Raw genomic sequence first — 24,502 nt, 5'->3', positions numbered from 1 at the left:
GTCTTCTCCGGCATCTTTACGTTTTATTCTGCCATTACCAGCGGTGCGCTTTTGCGTTGCTCCGTAAAATAATGTTGGTCTGGGACATTTCGGTGTGGCCGTTCACTTGTGATTTAGAGCGTTTCGGCCGCGTCCAATTGTGATGAAACAATTCAGAATGCTGATCTAATCGATCTTTATAACTCATGTAACCATCACTCCCGGGTAGAATAAATTTGTCAAGATGGATATTCGATCGAATATCTGTTGTAGTTTGTGCAGGTCAGGTGCGGATCATTCAGAATGGCATGTATAGAAAGTGAAGCATCGGCATAGAATGATGATTATTTCTATTTGAGAGGTGATCTTATTTTATGCTGAACAGCGAGCACTTCAGTAAAATACAAAAGGCGTTAGACGCAACTGCTTTCCGGCTGGAGGAAGCCGGATCGGAGTTCGGTCCTTCCGCCATGACACACGCACAGGAAGAACTTGAAAATGCGGTAAAACATACACATTCAACAGACCATCCGTTCCTATGTACACATATCATTAACCGGAAATGATCATGACAAAAACTTGGCGAGGCCAAGTTTTTTTGTTGTATTGAAGAGGGTTAAATGATATTATAGATGGTCTGAATGCCGAATAGTTAGGGGTTGGAGTTGGGTGACAACATCACGTTTGCCTTTTGCTTTAACAAAAGAAAAGAATTTTTACGAAGAATTGAACAATTGGATTGGTGACGTGTTTTACGATATCCTTCCCGAGAAAGGCTTTGACCTTCGGGATGAGCAGGTATTTATGGCGTTTCAGCTTGAACGGGCATTTAAAGAGAAAAAGGTCATGTTCGCTGAGGCAGGAGTCGGTACGGGGAAAACGCTGGTGTATCTGCTGTTTGCCATCAGCTATGCCAGATATACGGGTAAACCGGCCATTATCGCATGCGCCGATGAAACGTTAATTGAACAGCTTGTTAAAAAAGAAGGCGACATTTCCAAGCTGACAGAACATTTGGATCTGCAGATTGATACACGGCTGTCCAAATCCCATGAGCAGTATCTGTGTCTGAAAAAGCTTGAGAAAACAATGCAGCGTTCTGATGATGAAAAGTGGCTGGATCTTTATGAGTCGCTGCCTTCATTCGTACACGAATCACAAGCGATGCAGCGCTTTTATCCGTACGGCGACCGCAAACAGTACGCTGATTTGACGAATGAAGAGTGGGCAGGCGTCAGCTATGATTCTTTCCAAGATTGTTTAACTTGTGATATGAGACATAGATGCGGTTTAACACTTTCAAGAGATCATTACAGAAAATCAACGGATCTGATTGTTTGCTCCCATGATTTCTACATGGAGCATGTATGGACGGAAGAATCACGCAAAAGGGAAGGACAGCTGCCGCTTTTGCCGGATCACAGCGCCGTCGTGTTTGATGAAGGACATCTGCTGGAATTCGCCGCGCAAAAAGCGTTAACCTATCGTGTGAAGCAGTCGACGCTCGAGCTGTTTTTAGAGCGTCTGCTTCAAAATGACATCAGAGAGGAATTCGCCGAACTGATTGAAGATGCCCTTGCCGCAAACGATGAGTTTTTCTATGTGCTGTCAGAGGAATCGAAGGAAATCGCCGGCTCTCACCGATTGGACATCCAAAACGACCAGCGTGTTAAGCGTGCGGCTGACGAACTGTGCAGTCTGCTCGATAAAATCGGCGAGGCGCTCGTATTTGAATCGGAAATGTATACGATTGATAAGTACGAGCTGTCAGTTGTAGAAGAATACGTCGAACAAATGGCATATTCGCTGTCGCTGTATCAAAAGGATGCCATCAGCTGGCTTGAAACGCGGGATACAGACTCAACGTTTGTCGTTATGCCGAGAACTGTAGCCGAAGTTTTGGGAGAAAAGGTCTTTTCTAAAAAGATTCCTTATATCTTCTCATCGGCCACTCTTTCTGAGGGCGGTTCGTTTGATTATATCGCTGACAGCCTCGGAATCCGTGATCCTTTATCATTCACCGTTGAATCTCCGTACGATTACGAGGAGCAAATGTCTGTTGCGCTTCACGGTGACATGACGTCTGAGCAGAAAACAGCCGAAACGATTGAAACCATTAAGGAGAATGAAGGACGCACCCTCGTTCTTTTCCCTTCCTTTGAAGACATGAAGGAATTTAAAGAACAGGCTGCCGCGTGGGAGCTGCCGTATCCGATATACTACGAAGGTGACGAAGAGATCAGCAGTCTGGTCGAAAAATTCCAGCGGGATGAAGAATCCGTGCTTTGTTCCGTCCACTTATGGGAAGGTCTTGACATTCCCGGTGACTCGCTCCGGAATGTGACCATTTGGGCGTTGCCGTATCCGCCTCATGACCCCGTGTTCACCGCAAAGCGGAACGGAGCGAAAAAAGATCCGTTTGAGGAAGTTGATCTGCCGTACATGCTCTTGAGAGTCAGGCAGGGAATCGGCCGCCTTATCCGTTCTAATCAGGACAGCGGAACCATATCCATTTATGCGGGCGGAGAAAGTGAACGGGTCCTGTCCGAAGTCAAAAAGATCTTGCCTGTTACACCGAAAATCGTATAAAAACAAAAGCTGCAGGATTCTTATCCTGCGGCTTTTTTAGATCCGGGAAGTTGACTTTATCACGGCATTCCATTAGCCTGTAATTGATAGTGAAAAGGGAGGGGAACGGATATGGATTTACATACATATGAAAAAGAGTTTTTTGATCTGTTAAAAAGAGTATCCCACTATGTCGAAGCCATTGCACTTATGCATTGGGACTTAAGAACGGGAGCCCCGAAAAAAGGCTCTGATGACCGGGCGGAAAGCATCGGACAGCTGTCGGCTGACGTTTTTCAAATCCAGACATCCGACCGGATGAAAGAGCTGATCGACATCCTTCTCGCGCATGCAGAAGAGCTCTCTGAAGATACAGTGAAAGCGGCGGAACTTGCGAAAAAAGATTATGATCATAATAAAAAAATTCCTGAAGATGAGTATAAAGAATATGTCATTTTAACATCGAAAGCTGAAACGGCTTGGGAGGATGCAAAGGCTGCCTCTGATTTCTCTATGTTTGCTCCGTACCTTGAGAAGCTGATTAATTTTAATAAGCGGTTTATTTCGTATTGGGGCTATGAAGATCATCCGTACAACGCATTGCTCGATATTTTCGAACCGGGTGTTACGGTAAAGGTGCTGGATCAGCTGTTTTCTGAATTGAAGGAAGCGATCATTCCGCTTATCAAAAAAGTGACGGCATCCGGCAATAAACCGGACACTTCCTTTATAACGAAAACGTTTCCGAAAGAACAACAAAGAGACCTCTCCTTGTATTTCTTAAAAGAGTTCGGGTATGATTTTGACGGCGGCCGCCTAGACGAGACGGTGCATCCGTTTGCGACGACAATCAACCGGGGCGATGTGCGGGTGACGACCAGATATGACGAAAACGATTTCCGCACGGCAATTTTCGGAACGATTCATGAATGCGGGCATGCGATCTACGAGCAGAATATTGACGAAGCGCTGAGCGGAACGAACTTATCTGACGGTGCATCCATGGGAATTCATGAATCCCAATCGTTATTTTATGAAAACTTTATCGCCAGAAATCAACATTTCTGGACCGCCTATTATGAAAAAATGGTTGAGGCTTCGCCTGATCAATTTCAAGATGTGAAAAGAGAAGATTTTGTACGCGCTGTCAACGAGGCGAAACCGACCTTTATCCGAATTGAAGCCGATGAGCTGACATATCCGCTTCATATTATTATCCGTTATGAAATTGAAAAAGCGATCTTCAGTAATGAAGTGACAGTGGAAGAACTGCCTGCATTGTGGAATCAAAAATATCATGATTATTTAGGCATTACACCGCCATCTGACGCAAAAGGCATTTTGCAGGACGTACATTGGGCGGGCGGCGATTTCGGCTATTTCCCTTCCTATGCGCTCGGATATATGTATGCGGCACAGCTGAAGCATACCATGCTTGACGATCTGCCTGAATTTGATCAATTAATAGAACGGGGCGATTTTGAGCCGATCAAACAATGGCTGACAGAAAAGGTTCATCAGCACGGAAGACGCAAAATGCCGCTTGACATCATAAAAGATGCAACGGGAGAAGAGCTGAACGTTCAATATCTCATTGAGTATCTCGTCGGTAAATATTCAAATTTATATTTATAAACGAAACACCCGGTATACACCGGGTGTTTTTCTAAAAATTCTAAAAAGACGAATAATCGAAAACTAATTCTTTGTAAAAGTTCGGAAATATTCAAATTTCACTATGCAAAAGAAGTGTATCTTGTTATAATTTGATTAATATCATACGAACACTCATATAATCGCGTGGATATGGCACGCAAGTTTCTACCGGTCACCGTAAATGTCCGACTATGAGTGAGCAATGGAACGGCTTTATTCGGTCGTTGCGTGTAGATCATTCGGCATTGCTTGCTCTTTTTATTGAGAGCGGGCAATGCTTTTTTTATTTTTTATAAGCGGGGGTAATCATTGTGGAAGCATTAAAACGAAAAATAGCAGAAGACGGAATTGTTCTTTCTGATCAAGTGCTGAAAGTGGATTCTTTTTTAAACCATCAAATTGATCCGGTTCTCATGCAGCAGATCGGCCGGGAATTTGCGCGCCGTTTTGAAAAAGACGAGATAACCAAAATCGTCACAATTGAATCTTCGGGCATTGCCCCTGCGGTGATGGCCGGCCTTGAACTCGGCGTTCCCGTCATCTTTGCGAGAAAAAGGAAGTCTCTCACATTAACGGATGATCTGCTGACGGCATCCGTCTATTCTTTCACGAAAAAAACAGAAAGTCAGATTGCAATCTCCGGAAATCATCTGTCGAAAGAAGACCGCGTGTTAATCATTGACGACTTTTTAGCGAACGGACAGGCGGCAGAAGGGCTTTTATCCATCGTAAAACAAGCAGGCGCAGCGGTTTGCGGGATCGGAATCGTCATTGAAAAGTCATTTCAGCCGGGAAGAGATGAGCTGGTGAAAAAAGGATGCCGGGTCGAATCGCTGGCGAGAATTCAATCGCTTGAAGACGGAAAAGTGACATTTGTACAGGAGGTCCGTTCATGAAAAACGGCTATGCCAAAACACTTTCCCTCGGTATCCAACATGTGCTTGCCATGTATGCCGGCGCCGTCGTCGTTCCTTTAATTGTAGGAGCGGCATTGGGACTGAACGCAGAACAGCTGACATATCTCGTATCAATTGACATTTTTATGTGCGGGGCGGCTACGCTGCTTCAAGTATGGAGGAATAAATTTTTCGGCATCGGCTTGCCCGTTGTGCTCGGCTGTACGTTCACCGCGGTAGCGCCGATTATTTCCATCGGTAAGGAGTACGGGATTTCAGCCATTTATGGAAGCATTTTGGCATCGGGTCTGCTTGTCATTCTGCTGTCGTTTTTCTTCGGTAAGCTCGTATCGTTTTTCCCGCCTGTCGTGACCGGATCTGTCGTAAGAATTATGGATTGAGTACGACAAAAATCTAGTTATAGTAGACCTTGATATTCAAATTCTTCGTACCATCTCCCAAATCCTCGACCGTATACGTTACATGACTTATGAGCATCTTTAGTATTAAGTTTATTTCAGAGTCAGACATCCCGTCAGTAGACTCAATCATCTCCTGCACTTTATGATGACTCCATTTTTCTTTTTTTGTCTCAGCGCTAAGAGCATTTTGAAACTCAGTAGATGCAATTAATTCTGCTAAGTCATTTTCAGCTTTTTGAAGTGTTTCTTGTGAAATTTTCAGCTTTTCTTTATACTCTGTTTTACTGATGTCTCCATCTAAGTACATTTCTTTTATGCGTTCTATTCTTCCTTTTGCCTTTTTAACAGCTTTCTCTCTTAAACCAATAAGCTGAGTTGTGTAAGAGTCATCGTTAACATCTTGCTCAGTGGGGGAGAAGAGAGCTTCATTGTATTTTTTTATTTCCTTCATAATCGACTGGAACAATACTTCTTCATGAATTCCTTTTGTTTGTTCGCATTCTCTTGTTCTTTCAGCAGATTTTCGTAAACACTTTCTAACGTGTTTTCTTCTGCCTTTGGGTTGTTCTATAGCTTGTGCTTTATGACAATAAGGACATCTAACAATACCAGAAAGTCTGTGGGTATTCATATTTAGACGTCTTCCAGCCACTTTATATGTTCTAAGTTTTTCTATTCTATTCAGGATTAGGGCATGTTCTTCATCAGTTTTCATGGTTTCATGATGACCTTTTGCAATCAATACTTCATCTAAACTTTTATTTTGAATAATACTGTTGCTGCTTTTGCTTTTCTTGTATTTACCAAACCATACATAACCCCTATGAAAATCGTTGGACAGAATTTCTGAGACAACTTCTCCGTACCAAATAGAACGGCCGGATGGGGAAGGGACTTTCAGTTCGTTTAACATCTCAGCAATTACTGTGCAAGAATGTTCCTCTTCTAAGAACCATTTAATCATCATTCTATATATTTTTTTCTTTTCCTCAACAACAACTGCAGCTTTAATATTCTTGTCCCACTTATAACCGTATGGAACTGACCCTGAATGAAGTCTGCCTTCTCTTGTGGCATTTTTCTTTCCGTTAATCGTTCTCCGTTTTATTGCTCTATATTCACTTCGAGCAATTATTGATTCAAACTCAGAAAGCATTTCGTCGCCTTCGATTGATAAATCATAGGTTTTTTTGGGTGTAATAAACAATGTCCCACTCTGCTTAAATGCTTCAAGTATACGCCCGGAGTCAATTTGTGATCCCCTGGACAGCCTGTCCATTGCTACAGCACAAACTGCGTCAAACTCGCCATTTTCAATTCTGGGCAACAACACTGAGAACATTGGTCGTTCATCAATAGTCTCACCTGAGACAACTTCCTCAAACCACTGAACATTTTTAAAGTTCTCTCTTTTTATGAGATATTCTAGCTCATTTCTATGTTTGGCGAGTGTATCTTCTGAATCTCTGTCTTCTCTGGATTTTCTTGAATAAACTGCTATTCTTGAATTTTCGTGTAATGCCAAGTATTTCATCCTTTCTTCTTATTGTAAGTGTAGTTAGATTATATCATGTGCATTGGAATTTCTTTATAAAATCCTCATTTTAACGAAACATTTTAGATCAACTTGCTTATTCATCTAAATTAAAGTATCCTAATTGATGTATCATAGGGGTTTAATCAGCCACTATAAACCACAGAGTCCCTCACACGCTCTGTGGTTTTTTGTTTAGATTGAATATACCCAAATGAAAAAAGAAGCCTCAGAGGGCTTCAAAATAATTAATTCTTCTCACATGCAAAATTGTCATTATCGCGATCCATTTTAGATGTATAGGCAGGGTGAGTGCTTGGTACACCGTGCGGATATTTCTTTCTCAGCTCTGTGCAGTTTGCAAAGTGTTCTGTTCCTCCAGCAGAAGGGGAGGCTTGTGCAGAGTTAGAAGAGCTGCTTGATGCTGAACTGCTTGAATTTGAATTGCTAGGGTTCGATTTATGTGTCTCGGATTGGTGTGTTGTAACTGACTTTTGAGCCGGCTTAGATACACTTACTGATTTCTTCGGTTTCGTTACGCAGCCATTAAATCCTTTATCAGTCGCATATCCATGCTTACTCCAAATCTTCAAGTCTTTATCTTTCGCAGCTTGCTCATCTTTCTTATACGTGTCTAAATACTTCGTGTTTGGCTCATATACATAAGCTACTCGTGCTAATCCTTCTTTAAGCAGTGTTTCTTGTACTGATTTGCCATCCACATAAACGTAAGCCAGCAATCTGCCATACTTGTCTGTACGATCTCCTTTATCAAACTCCAGTTGAAGTTTTCCCTTGTTAACCAGCTGTTTGTTTCTTGCTGAAGCATCCTCACCATATGGTTGTACGCAAGAGTTTGGCTTTTTAGTCTCAGGTGTGTCGACAAGTAAATAACGTACTGTTTTGAGTTCGCCTTTATAGTTAACTTTAATCGTGTCTCCGTCAACCGTTCTGTTAAGCGTTACATCGACCAGTTTTTTCTTATTTTCAGATGTCTTTTTATCCGACGAATCCTTCTTTGAAGCATTTTCGGCTTTTTCATTTTTGTCATTATTGCTTTTGTCGTTTGATTGAGAGTCTGTCTTTGTCTCTTTTGTATCCTTTTCTTCTTGCTGCATTGTTTTAGCCTTATCTGAATCTGTTTTATCTGTAGAAGCTGAATCAGACCCACATGCAGCCAAAGAAAAGCTTAGAGATAATGCGCCAATACCTAATAACCATTTCTTCAATGTAATTCCCCCAAATTTGTTTATTCTGTCTTTATATCGGACAAACCTTCCTAATTATAATTATAGAACCAAAGATTGTAAAATTAATTTTAGGTAAACATCTGATTTTGAAAATCGAAGAACCTAAAACTATGGTAAAATTTAGAAAAGATTAATTAAGTGGAAAGGAGACAGATATGAAAGTATTTGAAGCATCCTCGTTAATCTCAGCAGCGGAGAAACGAGCAAAAGAATACGATCAGATTAGAGAACAATTTATCAATCTCAGAAAAGCGTTTCAGGGAATGGCTGACTTAGACGATAGTGAGTTTTCAGGCAAAGGCGCTGACAACATTAAAGCATTCTTCCAAGATCACGCTGGTGTTACAGACAGCTGGCTTGATCTGATCGATATGAAGATTGCTTTTCTTAACAGTATTTCAGGAAAAGTAGCTGATGCCGGATTAGCCGATTCGTTTGTGGAAGAGTCATTTTTAGAACATGAGTTGATTCATGCGAAGAATAAATCAAAAGCCATCATGCAAGAGCAGCGGAATGAAATGAGGGATATTCTTAATGAGATAAGTGATATTGTTCATCTTGATGTTTTCTCTACAGAGGATGTCGATCAAAAGCTGGATTCAGCAGACAAAAAACGGGACGATACTGTACATAAGCTCGGCAAGCTTGATCATGATCTAACGAAAGAATACGCAGAAACCGAAGCAAACGAACAGTTCATCCAAGCCGACTTCCAGCAGCTCCAAAATGCCACGGGCAAAGGGAAAAACGCAACACCACTTCACTATAATGCCGAGGCGTACAGAGAAAGTGACATACATAAGAAAAAAGGCGAGATTGCAAGACACTCAGACACATATTTAACGATTAAGAAGGAAGAAGCGAAAGAGCGGGAAATCAAGGATTTGGAGAAAAAGCTCTCTGATGGAGTAACTGATCCTGATGAATACTTGGGGATTGCCAAGAAGATCGGTTACGAGAACCTTGAACCTTCCCAACAACAATATGTGATGCAGCTTGAACAAGCAAAACAGATGGAAGAAGCCGGAGAAGTGACTTGGGATATTTTAAAAGGTGTAGGCATAGGGGCATATGATATTGTTAAGGATACGGTAGTTGGTACCAAAGACTTGGTAGTTGGTACTTGGGAATTTTCACAGCTTTCTGATGAGCAGAAGCTATTAAAAATAACTGGCGCCATAATTCAAACACCATCTTATGCTAAAATTATATGGAAAGATCTATCCGATTCATGGAATGATAAAATGGTCAATGGTGATGCCTATTCAAGAGCACACTTTATTACTTATGCTGTGGGAAGTCTTGTTGGATTAAAAGGTGGGGGCTCTATTCTTAAAGGGTCAAGTAAGATAGCGGCAACTGGGGCTTCAAAGGTTGATAAGGTTTTTAGGGGTGGAGAAAAAGCAGTTACTAAAAGCGTAAAGACTGGAATTGATAAAGGGAAAGCCTTCAGTAATTCTTTTTCATTAAATAATAGTCAATTAGCATATGCAGGTATCCTTCAGGATATAGAAAACACTCATAATGTTAAAAACACATCAATATTAAAAGAAGCGATAGACGAGAAGAACAGTGTGTTATATAAATCAACTGGTAGCGATGACTTTATAGGAACACTAAAAGGTGAACAGGTTCTTTTAAAAGATGTTAAAGTTAAGAAAATTAGCTACACAAAGAGAAGCCCAGAAGATACAGCCATACTTAGAAGAAAGTTCAACAGTTCTATTAAAAAACAATTTTTAAAAGGTCTATCAAATGATCCTAATAAAGTTAAGAAACTCAAGAAGGCTGGCTTAACGGATAAAGATATAGCCAGAATGAAAGATGGTCTCAACCCTAAGGGATATCAAGTTCACCATAAGCTTCCTTTAGATGACGGTGGCACAAACGATATGGATAACTTGATCTTGATCAAAAACGACCCTTACCATAAAGCAATAACTAATGAGCAAAATTCATTAACAAAAGGTTTAAAACCAGGAGAAACAAAGGAAATTAATTGGCCTATTCCTAATGGTGAAATATATCCAAGTGAGAAATAAGGAGGCAGTTTTATGTGGATGAATTTATTGGAGGAAATTCGAAAAACTGAAGCAAAGTATGGAGATGAATTGAATTCTCCTGTTACAGACAAAGAATTAAGCAATTTTAATGAAGTAGTATTAGGCAAGTTCCCTATAAATGAAATTCCTTCAGGATATAAAAAATTTCTTCAAACCGTTAACGGATTAGATTTTAATGGCTTGGTAATCTATGGGCTGGATAAAATGTTTTTGGAAGAAGAAAATGATGAAGAAGTTTATGGTTTTATTGAAACAAATGAACAATGGCACGAAAATGACGAACAGAAAAAATACCTGTTTTTTGGTGATTCAGATACAGCTTGGTATTGCTTAGATGTGATTGAGAATGAATATTTGGAGCTTGATAAACCCTCTGGAACGTTGATGAACAAATTTGATGATTTTAACACCATGCTAGCTGATGCATTGAAATTTAGCTTAGACAATTAAATAAAAGTAATACAAAGGTGTGGATATGAGTATTGATATGTTAATCAAAAAGATTGCTTCTACATCAGACTGTCGGTTGTTTGAAGCTGATGGTCTCCCAGTAATAGACGAGAAGCATCAACTACCAAGAGATGTTAGTGAATTTTATGAACAATGCGGTGGAGCAGTTTTATATGAAAATGCGGATTATCCAATATATATAGTACGACCAGCTGAGTTTAAATTGGCTAATCCCGTTATTGTTGGGGAACTTTGTGAAGAAGATATTTCATCCGAGTGGTATATTGTTTGTACGGATGGAAAAGGAGAATATCTGACAATTGATTTAAATGAAGATCGTAAAGGTAAGTGTTACGACAGCTTTTTTGATCGACATGGAATTGTTGGTGAAACACAGGTAATAGCCACTTCATTTACTGATTTAATTCCACGGTTGCTTGATAATAAGGGACAGCACTGGTATTGGCTAAGTGATAATTTTAGTACATTGGGCGATGCATATGATGGAGACTGAGCTAAACAATCTATATAAAGAGATTGTAGAAATAGTTAATGAAATGATCCCCGAGCAATGGGAAAAGTTTTGGTTTTATGCGCAAGTTTCGGAAACAGGAGGAGGAACTTGTTTTTATTACAATGCTCCTGACGATCCACAAAATTACAAGTATAGCTTAGAAGTACCTTTTATTTTTGCAATTGATGAAGATGACTTTACTGAGAAAAAGAGAAAGTTGTTTGATTTGAGTGAGAAGCTACGAGAAGTATTCAAGGAGAACGATCAAGAACTATGGTATTCTTTTACGCTAAGCCTTGAAAGAACAGGCAAATTAAATATCAGTTTTGATTACACTGATTGGTTCAGCACAGATTATAGCTTCAGTGATCAACACATCATTTGGAAACATAAGTATCTAGGTGAGGAACCGTCCGATGCGTCTCTAAAAGGGATAATTGAGAAATATAAAGCTGATTATCCTGAAAACCCGATCTAAGCAGATAGGTTGGAATGGAGTACATGTTTAATCAAGTGAAAGTGGTTTAATCCATCAAGCAATAGTATTGCAAATGCCATTTCTATGTGGTTATAATTAGTGTAGGTAATACAGTTATATGATTATTTTGTGCATTTTGATTTATGAAATGCATAAAATAAAAAGACCAGGGTGCTACCAACACCCCGGCTCTGTACAAAAAGCTACCCATCAAAGGGCTTGCTCAGCGGTTATTCGTGATAGACCTATCCCTTCAGGAGTCCAGTCTCAAGGGAGGTCTATTTTTTATTTATATACGTCAACAGGGCGATTATAAATGACCCAAATGCAAGCATTAAAATTAATGCCTGAAATGTTGACATAAGCATCACCCCCTTTCGTAGGGGATGAGCAAGACTCCCTTGAGTGAGCATGCTTTAATGTACAGGAATCATTATACTATACATAAATGTCTTTGTCGTATTAAATTCACAATATATTGACAATATGAAAAGAATTTGTTTAATGCAGGTTCTTTTTCTATATTCAGTTATTAAATCATTGAGTAATTATCGATATTCAACATGTGTAAAAATGGAAAAAGGTGATATACTTATAAAAAACGCTGAAAGGTGTGATTATCTGTGACAATGTTAACTCAAGCGTTCCTATTTGGTATCCAAAATTCTTAACATTTTGTAGCGTGGTGAGTGAATTCTAGAAGTAACTATACATGCTCACTTTCTAGATAGATAATTGCCATTAAAACTCATTCATAGGAGGAAACGTTTTGGGTACTAATAAATTACCTCATGAGGTTAATCACCAAGTACTAAGTGAAGTCATTAAGTTTGGAGACGATTTATTCGAAAAATATAAAGAAAGCGAAGATTACAGTGATACTTATTCCATGGTCATTGTAAGCTTGTTTAGAAAGACAATTGAATTGAGTAATGGTATTTGGGTTTGTTCTGATTATGGATTACGTGCCCCAGCCGATTTGAATTTTAGAGGCCTCATAGAAGCATATTTAGCAATTAAATATATTACTAACGTGCCCAGTCTTTCAAATGTTAGAGCAATAGCATACAAAGTTGGTTACCTTAAACATCAATTAGATAGTTCTAAGCGCTATTTGGATAACCCCATCATGGAAGATGATCAAAAAAACTTTTTAAGAAAATCTATTCAAAAATTCAGTTCCGAATTACAAAATAAAGAATACAAAAAGGTATTAGAAGAGTACAATAAATTACAAAAGAGAAACAAAAGAGGATATATTCCAAAGTGGCATTCTTTATTCGGTGGACCAATAAGTATTAACCAACTTATTGAAGAGCTTGAAAAGAATAGTGAAGATCCAAAATTGTTAAGAGATTTATATAGTTTTCTTTCTATAGATGCACATAATTATATGGCATTGAGAGATATATCCACAGTGCGAAAAGATGAGAATCCACATTTTAATAGTGTATGTTATTCAACTAACTCTAATATAGACTTCCATTTAGATTCAGCAAGGGCTCTGTTGATGCATACAATTGTTCTTTTTACTAAAGAACTTTATCCTGAATATACTAATGAGTGCGCAAAATTTTTTAATAGTATCCTAAAAATATGTCCCAGCACTTGAAATGAAGCTCCTTTTTTAAAGGGAGTTTTTTATTTCCAACAATTACATCGAACTATTGTTCTTGTTTATATTGAATAAAGAACGTTTGTTCTGTTAATATTAGATCAAAAAGGAGTGATTCAATATGCTTAGAGATCGAGGAGCAATCAAATGGACTTCCATGATGCTTCCAGAACATTTAACGCAACTAAAACAGGATTTGTTAGACGTTTCAAAAATAAAGAGACCGTCTTTAGATGAACAACAAATTGAGGAGATTGACATCTTGGTTTCTGAAGCAATGGCGCTGAATAAAGAACTGAAGTTTAAACTCTTTAAAGAAGGAGTTGCCGAGGATTTAATCGGTACAGTTCAATATCTAAATTACGAACAACACAAATTACATGTAAAAGATCATCACGATCAAACCGTATACATCACCATGAATGACATCATAGGAGTTGCTTACAATGATTGATTACTCACAGTTTCCACGTAAAAATATACTTTGTGTAGATATGAAATCCTTTTATGCTTCGGTTTCAGCTGTAACAATGGGATTGAATCCAATGACATGTTATCTCGCTGTAGTCGGAAACACGGATAGACAGGGAAGTGTTGTCTTAGCAGCGTCTCCTGCACTTAAAAAAGATTATGGAATCAAGACTGGCTCCCGGTTATTTGAGATTCCAGATGATCCAAGAATTTACATAGTAAATCCGCAAATGAAACTTTTCATCAGAGTTTCAACTGAAATCACTAAATTGTTTTACAGGTTCGTTCCTGAGACATGTGTACACACGTACTCAATCCCAAACTTACCTAACATGTTAAAATCAAATGCATCAGTTGTTTCAATTTCCCCTCCATAAATCACCCATTCGTACTCGTGTAATGGAAGTTGAATTTCACTGATGGACTTAGACTTTTTTGGAAGTTTGGCAGAAATATTTGATTTAGGCCTAAATTTATAAGTGAGCTTTGCTTCTTCTGGATTTCTAGTTAACCACTTACTAGTCACAGCTAGTTCATCTTCTGTCTTAATGCCTCTCAGTGTTATTTCTATTTTAACCTCTGGCCATTTATCCTCAATGATTAAGCCACTCCAAAAATCTTCTTGCTGCAAAGTCTTTTTAGCTAATGAATAGTTTCTATTAAAAACTAAATTGAGGCTCTCTAAGAAATTTGATTTTCCAACATTATTTTCGCCTATTATTATGGACAATCCTTCATTTAAACTTATTTTAAAATCATTAAAGCTCCTATAATTTTGAATATGAACTTGAGATAAATACATACTTTCCTCCTTGTTTATTGTAATCACATATTTGTTTTGCCCCTTTATCATTATAATCGACATATTTTTCTAAACTTCCATTTTTGAAAAAACTTTGTATACTCCTTATCATTTATAACCATTGAACACTTTATTTACCAGTGTAAATTCAGCAGCATTTCGGTTACAATATCGAAACACAGAACAAATGTTTGGGAGTGGTTTTATGACTGAAAGAAACATTCTTCTTGTCGATATGGAGTCATTCTACGCTTCTGTAGAAAAATCAACAGCTCCTCACCTTAGAAATCAGCCTGTTATCGTATCAGGTGATCCTGAAAGACGCAGCGGTGTTGTGCTAGCTGCTTGTCCCATAGCTAAGCAATTTGGTGTGAAAAATGCCGAACAGCTGTGGGAGGCACAAATAAAATGCCCAGATGCGATTATTTTGCGTCCTCACATGCAACAATACATTGATGTCTCTGTTATGATTACTGAATTATTTGAGCAGTATACAGACTTAGTTGAACCGTTTTCAATCGACGAACAATTCCTTGATATAACTGGAAGCACTAAACTATTTGGTGCTCCTGAAGTTATCGCAAAAAAAATACAAGCCTCTATTAAGAGTAAAACAGGCATTTATGCCCGTGTTGGAATAGGTCCAAATAAAGTATTGGCCAAAATGGCGTGTGATCATTTTGCTAAGAAAAATATATCAGGTATCTATGAACTGAATTTCTCAAATTTAAAGCAAGATTTATGGTCATTACCTGTTGGTAAGCTGTTTGGTGTAGGAAAACGGATGGAAAAACATTTAAACAGAATGGGAATCAGCACAATTGGAGGATTAGCAGTTCATCCCCTAGCACTCCTGAAAAAACGTTGGGGAATTAATGGAGAACTTTTGCAAAGAACCGCCAATGGAATAGACCCTTCCCCTGTAACAGTAAACACACATGACCAACAAAAGGCGATTGGACATAATATGACCCTTCCTTACGACTACAGTACCTTTGAAGATATTAAGGTTGTTTTACTTGAACTAAGTGAAGAGGTGGCTCGCAGAGCTCGTTTTAAGCACTACATTGGACATACAGTATCTGTAAGCATTCGTGGAGCTGATTTTAATTTTATCTCAGGATTTCATCGGCAAAAAAAGCTAGATTCTGCTACCCATTTCGGAATGGACATTTTTAATGCAGCCATAGAATTATTTCAGCAACATTGGGATGGCCAACCTGTCCGGAGTATCGGAATTGCCCTTTCTCAATTACAGTCAGATCGCTATTATCAGCTTAACTTGTTTGAAATTCATCAAAAAAAAGAAAATTTGAGTAAAGTATTTGATGAAATTCACACAAAGTACGGCCCTGCTTCTTTACTTCATGCCTCTTCTTTAACAAAGGCTGGCCAAGCGAACCATCGTGCTGAAAAAATAGGAGGACATTACAAATAATCGAGGTGATATTTATGAATCCCAATAAGTTAACACCAGGCCATAACCTCACTCTAGGTGGTCCAACAATAGGTAACAATGTTGTTACTGTTGCAAGTTCTGTAGTTGCTGAAGATTCACCAGACTTTTGCAGGAAAGCAAGCTAAATTGATTAAGCATCTTAAAATATAAACCAGTTAGGTGTTTGGTTCTCCAAGAAAAGCTTTTTAAAGTTTCATGAAGTGTCTAACCATAAATTTTTTCGTTAAAGTATTTGTCCTATCAGAACATAGAAGAGGAATTCAAAATACAAGAAACAGAGTCATGTAAATATTTAGTTGTTCTTTTCATAATTTTGTCACAAAAAAACATAAGGTGAGAAGATCAAATAACATTGGTTCTCTTAAAATATTTGTTCATAAGATACTAATTCTCTGACAAATTTTACAGAATCGAATTAATAAGAATATATCCTATATTTATGGTTTACAAATGGTTAAAACTGATTGACAACAGAATCGATGAATCTTTTTTAGATGCAGGAAAAGAAAATCCTGAAGTCATGGCAGAAGCAATTCAGAGCAGTATGAAGAGAGAGTTTGGCTTAGTTTGTACTGTTGGTATTGGTGACAATATGCTGCTGAGTAAATTAGCCCTTGATTTAGAGAGCAAGAAAACAAAGACTGGGATTGCACGGTGGAGATATGAAGATGTTCCTAAAAAGCTTTGGCGTGTTCATCCGTTATCTGAAATGTGGGGAATAGGAGGGAGGATGGAGAGGAATTTAAACCGGATGGGGATTTCAACTGTTGGCCAATTAGCTAAATATCCACTAGAGCTGCTTGAAAAACGCTTCGGCATCATGGGCAATCAGCTTTATTATCATGCCCATGGAATCGACCTTTCTGAAATTGGAGCTCCTTTGATGCAAGGGCAAATAAGCTACGGGAAAAGTCAGATATTACTTAGAGACTATACGAAGAAAGAGGATATCAAGGCGGTTCTTTTGGAGATTTGTGAAGAAGTTGCACGAAGAGCACGAACACATAACAAAGTAGGGCGCACAATTAGCTTGGGCATTGGTTACAGTAAAGATGAGTTCGGCGGTGGCTTTCACAGAGCTAAAACAATTGATTTACCTACAAATATCACAATGGATATTTATCGATATTGCTTGATCCTTTTTGATAAATTCTATACAGGCAAAACGGTACGAAGTGTTTCAGTTACCTTATCCAATATTGAAGACGATGTAAATCAACAATTGAGTCTGTTTGAAAAAGATAATGAGAAGAGAAGAAAGCTTGGATTTGTTATGGACGGGATAAGAAATAAATACGGATCTAAAGCGATCTTACGAGCTGTTTCATATACACCTGGTGGAACAGCATTGCATAGAGCAGGTTTGACTGGTGGACATAAGTCATAAAAATACCCCCCATAAAAGGGGGTACCAAAACATTTATGCGGTTTGCCCTCTACGTTCCACTGAGAAGTCACCATAGTGATCAAGAGCAATTTGGATACTGGCTGTGTGGCCTCTTCGAGCTTCCTTTAAAACCTTGTGGTCGTCAAGAAAGTGATGTCCAACAATGCCAAGTAAGATAACTAAAAAGATAAAAGCTGATGCAAATTTAAATTTCATAAAGACAATCCCCTCTCTGAATTTGTTTTCGGGCATAAAGCACTTTCTCATAAAAGGCGGTAGCTACTTTATGGTCTTCATTTACATTATAATACATTGCTGCATCAGTCGCTAGGTCTTCCACATCTGAAAGCATAGTCTTTGATTCTAAGTAATCTAAGATTTTAAAAAGTCGGTCTTTGTCATTCTCAACGAATAAACCCATAAGAAAATCAAACATTTTTCCTAATACGTCATCGTTCAATTCCTTTGATAGCATAAGACCTTGTTTACAAACCTGTTTTCCCTCAACCGTGTTGAACAATTTAAAGTGCGTTTTTGCCAACATTAGAAGTATGTCTAGTAGCCGGCTAGAATTGTGAAGAGAATTACTTTGATAAATTGAGACGCCTTCTTTAAAATAATCCAATGCTTTCTCCATATTTCCTGTTGTAAATGAGCATAAACCGAGATTGTACAAAGAAGAACCTATTAACCGTGGCATATCAATTTCTTGTGCTTGTTTTAATGCATTCATGAAATGCGGTATTGCTTTTTCTGGATACTCCATGTCTAAATAATTCAGACCGATGACGAATGAACATTGGATTACTCTTATTGAGTACGTTTCGTGTGCTTTGTAGGTTTCTATTGCTTGAACGATATGATGCATAGACATGTGGGTTTGCTTCATGTGATAGTACACTTCAGCAACTTTATAGTGAAATTCAGCTCGCTCTATTTCATCTGGGACAACGGCTAACTTCTTTTCAGCTCGGTTGTAAAAACTTATTGCCTTAAGATATTCGTATTGTTCAAATTCATACATCCCATGAAAAAAGTTAAAATAATATTCAAGAATTCCTTTTAGATCACTTTGTTTACTTTCGATCTTTTCTAATAAGTCTGAAACTTTCGGGCGTTCTTCATTCATGGTTTTTGGTTCAAGATAATCAAGCATTAATTGATGTCTAAAACACATGAGCGAATAGTACAACAATAAATCTTGATCTTCTTCCATATGCTCTATTTCTTGTTCAACTTCATCCTTTAGAATTTCTGCATCTGCAACACTGAACAATCTTATGTATTTGTACCATTCATTGATTTTTAAGCCAACTTTTGAAGAAGAGATCAATTGCTCCAAAAAAATCACCCTCCTAGCATTTCGTCTGATTATGTAATATTTTATCATAATGTAATAAGTTGGGAAGGGTGTTTTTTCTTATTTATCAATTTAGATATGAAATGCGAAAAAAATACCCTTCTCGTTAGAGAAGGGATGTGATCAGTTTGCTGTTGCTTTAAGAGAAGCAAGCCACTCATCTAATGTTCCAGTGAATCCTTGTTGAACAGCTAATTCATATGCTGATTTTCCATCTTTACCTGCAGCACCAGTAGCTCCAGTGTTGCCTTTTTCACCTTTTAATGATGCTAGCCATTCCTCTACAGTTCCTGAAAAACCATTGTCCACTGCAATATCATAAGCAGACTTCCCAGTGACAATTGAGACATTAACCATCGGATTGAAGAAACTCATTTATGCGCCCCCAAAAAATTATATGTTATTCCTGACTCAGAAATTTTGAAGCTTGTGATAGGTGAATCGTGAGCGTCCATTTGAAAGCCTTGTCCAGCTCTTAAATAGATAGGATTTCCACCATTGATTGATACGTGGCATTCCTGATCATTCGAAAAGCTGAATTTATAGAAAGAATATTTAATCGTCCAGGTTGCAGGTGGGGAAGGGATTACTTCATGGTTAGACTCTGACTTCTCAAGTATTGGACTCCCGATATATCCAGATCCTATTTGCATGTTCAATAATCATTCCTTTCTTAATTAAAAATGAAAAAAAGGGGAGATGAACTCCCCCGAGTTATTTTGGTTCTGTGTATTCCATTGCTTGATCACTATCTGAGATACCTGTAGTGGTTGGATCCACCACAATTCCCATGGCAGTTAAAAATGTCAGCAGTGCATTAAATTTCTCAGTGAGTTCATCACTAAACACAGAAATATCGTATCCAAAAGCTGATGCAATTGCTTGTGCAAACAAAAGAGTTGCAGAGAAGATTGCAACCAGGAATGTTTTCTTTTTAAGTCTTACTTTCCAGTTAATTTTAGTCATGAAATTCGCTCCTGTTCATTTTATTTAAGGCCAAAATGTATGAGTAACCAGGCTGCGACAATAGTCGCAATTACACTGGGCAGTACCTTAAACACAAGGTCTTTAGTAAACTGAGAGGGATCAATTTTGCGAGTAGAATCAGAGCGTTCCAATATTTCAACTCGATTGTCCAGTTTTTCATATGATTTACTCAGATTTTTTAAACTGTTGCTCATTTCGTTCAGAGTGCTGAACTGTTCTCTCGATTGTGCTTGAGAATCCTTATTAATTTCGACTTGCTGCTCAACGAGCGTAGCAATACGACCAATAACATTTGTTCTTTCTTCAAGAGAGTCAATTTTGTTATCAGTGTGCTTAGCTTTTTCTTCAAGTGCACTTAATCTTGAAATGGTGCTTTGCTCAAAGTTATCCATTTGTCACCAACCTTTGATAAAATAGGAAGGTGACATTACATCACCTCCTAAAATAAGAGGATAATCATTGATATACCTCGATCAACAATCATCCTCAAAGATATTTAAATATATTTAGATTTTTGACCCAAACTGACCTGAGATGTAGCCGCGTTTACCTTTATAGATCACTTCCCAGTAACCCTTAGCATTGTTTGAACCTTTCACTGAGCCAGAAATGCTGAGCGTGTCACCTAACTTTACGGTGCCAAGATTCTTTGCTTTGTTTTTATCGGGTCTGTCCATAACGATTGCAGCGCTTTTTACACCGACAATTTTAATTTTGCCTGCAGATTTGACCCCACTACTATTAGGCTTAGGAGTGGATTTAGACTTTGGGGAAGACGTACCCACAATCTTAGCTCCTGTTGAAGCAGCGGCATAAATATTCACTTTACCAAACTGATCAGTCTTAATTGTGTAAACGTCTGTTTGAGGGTTATCTAAAATGTCGTAGGTTAATCCACCAAATTTTTTTGGATTCAATTGAGTAGAAAGAGCGTTTGCTTTAACTGGGGCTTTGCCAAGAGGATAGATTCTCCAAGAAGAAGCTGAAGCGGGAAGAACTACCTGTTTCTTTGTCACTCCGGTTGATTTAGATGGAGTTGTCTTGGGTTTTGAGCCACCTTTCCCAAGCTCAGCATCACTCTTAATATAACTTACATTGACGTACCCACTATATGTAGCACCTTTGGAGTTTGTATATTTGATATAACCCCAACCATTTTGAGTTGATCCTTTTTGGTATTGAACAGTAGAGTCTTTAGGAAGGGTAAGTACAATAGAGGAGTTTGCATTGCGTTGTGTTCTCACATTAAGACTGTCTGCGATAACTGTGTTCTTAATATATGACTCTCTCGTTTTAACATCAGGGGCTTCAAGATCTTTATTGTTGGCTGGAGTAGGGGTAGGAATTGTGACAGATTCACCAGTTAGAATTTTAGAAGCGTCTTGTACAAATCGAACCCATTCTGATGGATTGTTAGTGTAATATCTATGACAATCTTTCCACCCAACAACCTGATGGTGAGTCCAAAGATTTTCGTGTGTCAGGCCATATTTTTTCAATAGGGAGCAAGCTAGCTCTAATGTTGTTTTGTAAGTTGCGTCTGTAGGCTTACCTGTCATATCGTTATGGCACATTTCAATCCCGATAGTACAGTTATTCGGATACGAGCTTAGATTTCGCAGTGCACTTTGAGTATACACATTTGAGCCTACATGATAAGCCATTTCATTGTTTGGAATACATTGAATAATTGTGTTCTCTTTTACAATGTAGTGTGCTGATCCGTATCCGTTCGTTCCACTTTTTCGGCTTTCGAAGAAATTTCGATTTCCTTCAGCGCTAGAACCAGGATTTGCAACCCAGTGAATTACAACAGCTTTAACTTTATTCAAACCAGTGCGAGGTCTTGAATAACTATTCGGAGTCAAAAGGTTCTGAGTGATATTCATAAAAATTATTCCTCCAATAATCTTAGTTTTAAGAACACAAAAAGAGAGAAGGGGGAATCCCAATCTCTCTTTATCTCACGTATGCTCTTGTTATCTCTGTTTTTGAATGCTGTAAATTGAATAAAATTTATATTTTAACTAGAACATAACCACCTCCTTTAATTTTGAGGGATTACTTAATTAAGCAGATGGCAATGCCATAGCCAAGCTTGTCTGAATATGGGGTTACAATCTCCATAGCCTTCCAAGAGTAAAACCTGTCTTCTGTTTTTGTGCCGATGCCATAATTACCTTCAATACGATCTCCCACAGAAACAGTGCTGTCCACTTTCACATAAACCTGTCCAAGTAAGCCGACTATGTTCCATTCAGGGCGTTCTTCACGGGGGACGTAATCTATTTTTTCAATCCATTCAGGGTTTACTTTAGGCAGTTTCTTAACATCACCGGTTTCTGGGTTGACTACATCTTCATATATGTATCCACCAAATTCATTCTTTAAATATCTACCTTGCCAGTGAATATCAGCTCCGCCTAAAATAGTTCCTGCAGTTTCGGAGATTACTCCGTGTACATCTTCACCTTTTCTCGCTGGGCGAATTTTAGCTCCTTCAAGAGTGACAATTGTTCCTGTCGGAATTGCTTTTCCGTCAAGGCTTTCAAAATATTCAGCGTAATCACTGAAAGTGGCTCCGCCATTCATCTTGCCGGTAGATGTTATATCTCCGTTCATGGAGTTTAGCATCCATTTGATATTCGCTCTTGATGGGGTAGAACCATATCCACCAACCACCATATAGCGATCATTTGTACCGAGTTTGACTCCTCCCGAAGATAAGATAGTTCGTGAGACATTATCGCCTTCAATGTGGGATTCGTTTGAAGACATGACTGTGCTACGCGAACCGCTAACGGAACTTGCTCCGGAAGAGGAAAACACTCCTGTTCTAACACCAGTTGCTTTTGCCCCACCAGTGGTGCCTATAACAGCAGAAGCTTCACCTGATACTTCAGGCTGTCCAGTAGACGCTGCTATTAAGCCGGTGCTAGATTTGGGTACTCCAGAAGAGGTGGCAATCCTTGTCCCGCCTTTTATATTATTTGGTACAAAAGTGTAATCAACTCCTGCAATTCTGGCAGCCTTTTTGTATTTTTCCACTGAAATTCCCATTAGGCTTACCTGAGAATTAGAACAATATACACCAATACTGTCAGCTTTCCCGTCGCCTATCAAACTTGCATTAATAAGCTTTACATTTTCTGTGCCACTGCCAATACGCACACCGATTCTCGCCGATTCAAAACAATTTACATTTGAAATATTTACATTATCTGATTTTTGATCCCCACCGTATACATAAATGTCAGCTCCAGCTGTTTTGAAGTTAGAAATAGAGAGATTGTTTAAATTGATGTTTCTTGATTTAAATTGCGTAGCGATTGCGGGATTTCCTTTGTAATCATAAGAAGGGTCTCCAATTGCGTTAAAGTTTGAAATGTTGACATTTCTGTAAGCTGAGATTACTAGTGCCCGTGGGCTCAACTCTTTATAAAGGTCACTAAAGATTGGAGACTTCGCAGTACAGTTAACAACATTAATGTCGAATGCGCTAGTGGAGATTTTATCAGAAGCACGATGAAAGCCGATGTGTCTAAAATCAAATGCACGAATGTCATTCTCTGAGTAGCAGTTGATTAAATTTACGTTTCTTGCTGCAGGCGCTCTATTGTGGGCTTTAACTTCAAAACCTCTGCAGTTTTTCTGACTGTTGCAGTTCACCAGCCATACGTTTCTAGAACCGTCATCAATTTCAAAACCATTTGAATTTGATGAGCCTTTGTCATGAGCAGACCCATTGGCATTGTATGCGTGACAGTTAGTGAAGTAGATGTATTCAGAATAGTGAGTTGTGAAGCCATCGTCACCGAAATTAGTTGCAGTACAGTTTTCAATCCAAACATATCTACTGCCCTTCGGTTGATAATAATCAGCACCATCTGAAGAAGTGTTCCAAATAGGAGAGCTTACATCAAAACCATGAAGACCGGGATTTCGAGCATTGACGTTTCTAACCCGAACAAATTTAGAGTTAACAATACCCACACAGTTTGCATTTGTTCCATTTGTAATGGTGTTGTCCTTTTTGTCTAAATTCCAATCGAGGTCTAAGTCTTCAATTAAGATATATTCATTTCCGTTTGTGTAGTCGCTATTGGTTAACACACAAGATGTTCCGGTAGCAGTTGGGTGAAGCTTGATAATAGATCCTGATCCAACACCGTAAAGTCTGACATAAGAAGGGATATGTAATCCTTGAACCATATAAATACCTGCGGGTACAAAAACTTCTCGCTTCCCGCTGGAAAAAGCAGCTTTGAAAGCTTCAGTGTCATCAGTAACACCATCACCCTTAGCCCCAAAATCCTGAACATTGACACTTCGTCTGATAAACTCATTTAAGACTTTATCAACAATTGTTGCACCAGCTGCAGGGATTTTTGAAATGTCTCCAATAGTGTTTGTGATATCTGTTAAACCAGAATCGACTGTGCTTATTACGTTTTTAATATCCTTAGAAGCTTTATCAAAAGCCTCTTGAATATCGTCTGCAGTATATCTGATATTATTTGATTTTAACCCTATAGCATCAATGGGTATCCATTGCTCTGTTTCTTCGTCCATATAACCCATTGTGTTTACGGGAATTAAATTGTCGCTCAA

The 24,502-nt window shown here is 38.5% G+C and carries 22 protein-coding genes, 7 pseudogenes and 1 riboswitch; of the genes and pseudogenes, 14 read left to right on the top strand and 15 right to left on the bottom strand.

Features of this window, described 5'->3' with window-relative positions; all coding sequences use genetic code 11:
• Positions 1 to 34: 34 nt before the first annotated feature.
• A complete protein-coding gene (locus RUW00_RS05495) occupies positions 35 to 187 on the bottom strand; it encodes a YpzG family protein (protein WP_003153548.1) in 153 nt (50 codons plus the stop codon).
• 166 nt (positions 188 to 353) lie between these two features.
• On the opposite strand from RUW00_RS05495, the gene RUW00_RS05490 reads away from it, so the two are divergent.
• The 5 genes and pseudogenes from RUW00_RS05490 to RUW00_RS05470 form a co-directional block, all read left to right on the top strand.
• On the top strand, positions 354 to 545 hold the full coding sequence (locus RUW00_RS05490) for a hypothetical protein (RefSeq protein ID WP_100261871.1): 192 nt from the start codon (positions 354 to 356) through the stop codon (positions 543 to 545).
• A gap of 103 nt (positions 546 to 648) precedes the next feature.
• Entirely contained in the window at positions 649 to 2,568 is a 1,920-nt protein-coding gene (locus tag RUW00_RS05485) for an ATP-dependent DNA helicase (protein WP_280145268.1), read from the top strand.
• A 111-nt stretch (positions 2,569 to 2,679) separates the two neighbouring features.
• Complete coding sequence (locus tag RUW00_RS05480) at positions 2,680 to 4,182, top strand: carboxypeptidase M32 (protein WP_280145267.1); 1,503 nt, start codon at positions 2,680 to 2,682, stop codon at positions 4,180 to 4,182.
• A gap of 133 nt (positions 4,183 to 4,315) precedes the next feature.
• Positions 4,316 to 4,415: riboswitch (purine riboswitch) on the top strand.
• A gap of 99 nt (positions 4,416 to 4,514) precedes the next feature.
• A complete protein-coding gene (xpt, locus tag RUW00_RS05475) occupies positions 4,515 to 5,099 on the top strand; it encodes a xanthine phosphoribosyltransferase (protein WP_003153553.1) in 585 nt (194 codons plus the stop codon).
• A pseudogene (locus RUW00_RS05470) lies at positions 5,096 to 5,494 on the top strand (solute carrier family 23 protein); the annotation flags it as partial. The gene xpt and the pseudogene RUW00_RS05470, both read left to right, overlap by 4 nt.
• Positions 5,495 to 5,513: 19 nt before the next feature.
• Here the strand turns inward: RUW00_RS05470 and RUW00_RS05465 are convergent.
• From RUW00_RS05465 to RUW00_RS22970, 3 genes and pseudogenes are all read right to left on the bottom strand, one after another.
• On the bottom strand, positions 5,514 to 7,055 hold the full coding sequence (locus tag RUW00_RS05465) for a recombinase family protein (RefSeq protein ID WP_280145266.1): 1,542 nt from the start codon (positions 7,053 to 7,055) through the stop codon (positions 5,514 to 5,516).
• Positions 7,056 to 7,303: 248 nt separating this feature from the next.
• A pseudogene (locus RUW00_RS22975) lies at positions 7,304 to 7,408 on the bottom strand (excalibur calcium-binding domain-containing protein); the annotation flags it as partial.
• A gap of 183 nt (positions 7,409 to 7,591) precedes the next feature.
• A pseudogene (locus RUW00_RS22970) lies at positions 7,592 to 8,047 on the bottom strand (thermonuclease family protein); the annotation flags it as partial.
• A gap of 413 nt (positions 8,048 to 8,460) precedes the next feature.
• Here RUW00_RS22970 and RUW00_RS05455 point away from each other — a divergent pair.
• From RUW00_RS05455 to RUW00_RS05440, 4 genes are read left to right on the top strand one after another with little or no spacing between them, the layout of a single operon-like run.
• Positions 8,461 to 10,347, top strand: a complete 1,887-nt coding sequence (locus tag RUW00_RS05455) for a T7SS effector LXG polymorphic toxin (protein WP_280145264.1) — start codon at positions 8,461 to 8,463, stop codon at positions 10,345 to 10,347.
• 12 nt (positions 10,348 to 10,359) lie between these two features.
• Positions 10,360 to 10,818, top strand: coding sequence for a YrhA family protein (locus RUW00_RS05450; protein ID WP_280145263.1), 459 nt, complete (start codon positions 10,360 to 10,362; stop codon positions 10,816 to 10,818).
• A gap of 25 nt (positions 10,819 to 10,843) precedes the next feature.
• Positions 10,844 to 11,332 carry an SMI1/KNR4 family protein gene (locus tag RUW00_RS05445; RefSeq protein WP_280145262.1) on the top strand — a complete coding sequence of 163 codons (489 nt, stop codon included), beginning with the start codon at positions 10,844 to 10,846 and terminating at the stop codon, positions 11,330 to 11,332.
• Entirely contained in the window at positions 11,322 to 11,810 is a 489-nt protein-coding gene (locus RUW00_RS05440; RefSeq protein WP_280145444.1) for an antitoxin YezG family protein, read from the top strand. The genes RUW00_RS05445 and RUW00_RS05440 overlap by 11 nt, the downstream gene beginning before the upstream one ends.
• A gap of 278 nt (positions 11,811 to 12,088) precedes the next feature.
• Here the strand turns inward: RUW00_RS05440 and RUW00_RS05435 are convergent, their stop codons facing one another.
• Entirely contained in the window at positions 12,089 to 12,178 is a 90-nt protein-coding gene (locus RUW00_RS05435; protein WP_072692678.1) for a putative holin-like toxin, read from the bottom strand.
• 401 nt (positions 12,179 to 12,579) lie between these two features.
• Between RUW00_RS05435 and RUW00_RS05430 the strand changes: the two genes are divergently transcribed.
• The 3 genes and pseudogenes from RUW00_RS05430 to RUW00_RS05420 all read left to right on the top strand — a co-directional run.
• Positions 12,580 to 13,422 (top strand): DUF5677 domain-containing protein, encoded by an 843-nt coding sequence (locus RUW00_RS05430; RefSeq protein ID WP_280145261.1) that lies wholly within the window; start codon positions 12,580 to 12,582, stop codon positions 13,420 to 13,422.
• Between the two features lie 124 nt (positions 13,423 to 13,546).
• Entirely contained in the window at positions 13,547 to 13,879 is a 333-nt protein-coding gene (locus RUW00_RS05425) for a YolD-like family protein (protein WP_224988058.1), read from the top strand.
• Positions 13,872 to 14,213 (top strand): annotated as a pseudogene (locus tag RUW00_RS05420) (Y-family DNA polymerase); the annotation flags it as partial. The gene RUW00_RS05425 and the pseudogene RUW00_RS05420, both read left to right, overlap by 8 nt.
• Here RUW00_RS05420 and RUW00_RS05415 read toward each other — a convergent pair.
• Positions 14,171 to 14,698 (bottom strand): ATP-dependent nuclease, encoded by a 528-nt coding sequence (locus tag RUW00_RS05415; protein ID WP_315956539.1) that lies wholly within the window; start codon positions 14,696 to 14,698, stop codon positions 14,171 to 14,173. The pseudogene RUW00_RS05420 and the gene RUW00_RS05415 sit on opposite strands and share 43 nt — an antisense overlap.
• A 205-nt stretch (positions 14,699 to 14,903) precedes the next feature.
• On the opposite strand from RUW00_RS05415, the gene RUW00_RS05410 reads away from it, so the two are divergent.
• On the top strand, positions 14,904 to 16,136 hold the full coding sequence (locus tag RUW00_RS05410; RefSeq protein WP_315956538.1) for a DNA polymerase IV: 1,233 nt from the start codon (positions 14,904 to 14,906) through the stop codon (positions 16,134 to 16,136).
• Between the two features lie 460 nt (positions 16,137 to 16,596).
• On the top strand, positions 16,597 to 17,544 hold the full coding sequence (locus RUW00_RS05405) for a DinB/UmuC family translesion DNA polymerase (RefSeq protein ID WP_326255204.1): 948 nt from the start codon (positions 16,597 to 16,599) through the stop codon (positions 17,542 to 17,544).
• Between the two features lie 33 nt (positions 17,545 to 17,577).
• On the opposite strand, the gene RUW00_RS05400 is transcribed toward RUW00_RS05405, so the two are convergent.
• The 9 genes and pseudogenes from RUW00_RS05400 to RUW00_RS05370 form a co-directional block, all read right to left on the bottom strand.
• On the bottom strand, positions 17,578 to 17,760 hold the full coding sequence (locus RUW00_RS05400) for a hypothetical protein (RefSeq protein ID WP_029974898.1): 183 nt from the start codon (positions 17,758 to 17,760) through the stop codon (positions 17,578 to 17,580).
• Positions 17,750 to 18,886, bottom strand: coding sequence for a response regulator aspartate phosphatase (locus RUW00_RS05395; RefSeq protein WP_315956537.1), 1,137 nt, complete (start codon positions 18,884 to 18,886; stop codon positions 17,750 to 17,752). Before RUW00_RS05395 ends, RUW00_RS05400 begins: the two co-directional genes overlap by 11 nt.
• Before the next feature lie 141 nt (positions 18,887 to 19,027).
• Positions 19,028 to 19,279: a hypothetical protein gene (locus RUW00_RS05390; protein ID WP_315956536.1), complete on the bottom strand. Its 252-nt coding sequence runs from the start codon at positions 19,277 to 19,279 to the stop codon at positions 19,028 to 19,030.
• A gap of 339 nt (positions 19,280 to 19,618) precedes the next feature.
• Positions 19,619 to 19,870, bottom strand: a complete 252-nt coding sequence (locus tag RUW00_RS05385; protein ID WP_046559825.1) for a phage holin — start codon at positions 19,868 to 19,870, stop codon at positions 19,619 to 19,621.
• Positions 19,871 to 19,890: 20 nt separating this feature from the next.
• The gene (locus RUW00_RS05380) at positions 19,891 to 20,283 is read right to left on the bottom strand and encodes a hypothetical protein (protein WP_014417852.1); all 393 of its coding nucleotides are present in this window, start codon (positions 20,281 to 20,283) and stop codon (positions 19,891 to 19,893) included.
• A gap of 114 nt (positions 20,284 to 20,397) precedes the next feature.
• Positions 20,398 to 20,667, bottom strand: a pseudogene (locus RUW00_RS22965) (N-acetylmuramoyl-L-alanine amidase family protein); the annotation flags it as partial.
• Positions 20,668 to 20,898: 231 nt separating this feature from the next.
• A pseudogene (locus tag RUW00_RS23095) lies at positions 20,899 to 21,201 on the bottom strand (SH3 domain-containing protein); the annotation flags it as partial.
• 132 nt (positions 21,202 to 21,333) lie between these two features.
• Positions 21,334 to 21,780: pseudogene (locus RUW00_RS22960) on the bottom strand (peptidoglycan recognition protein family protein); the annotation flags it as partial.
• Positions 21,781 to 21,952: 172 nt separating this feature from the next.
• Positions 21,953 to 24,502: a peptidase G2 autoproteolytic cleavage domain-containing protein gene (locus tag RUW00_RS05370; protein ID WP_315956534.1), complete on the bottom strand. Its 2,550-nt coding sequence runs from the start codon at positions 24,500 to 24,502 to the stop codon at positions 21,953 to 21,955.

This window comes from Bacillus sp. IS1, from assembly GCF_032461585.1.
Lineage (GTDB): Bacteria > Bacillota > Bacilli > Bacillales > Bacillaceae > Bacillus > Bacillus velezensis.
This window is presented reverse-complemented; position numbering and strand designations above follow the sequence as displayed.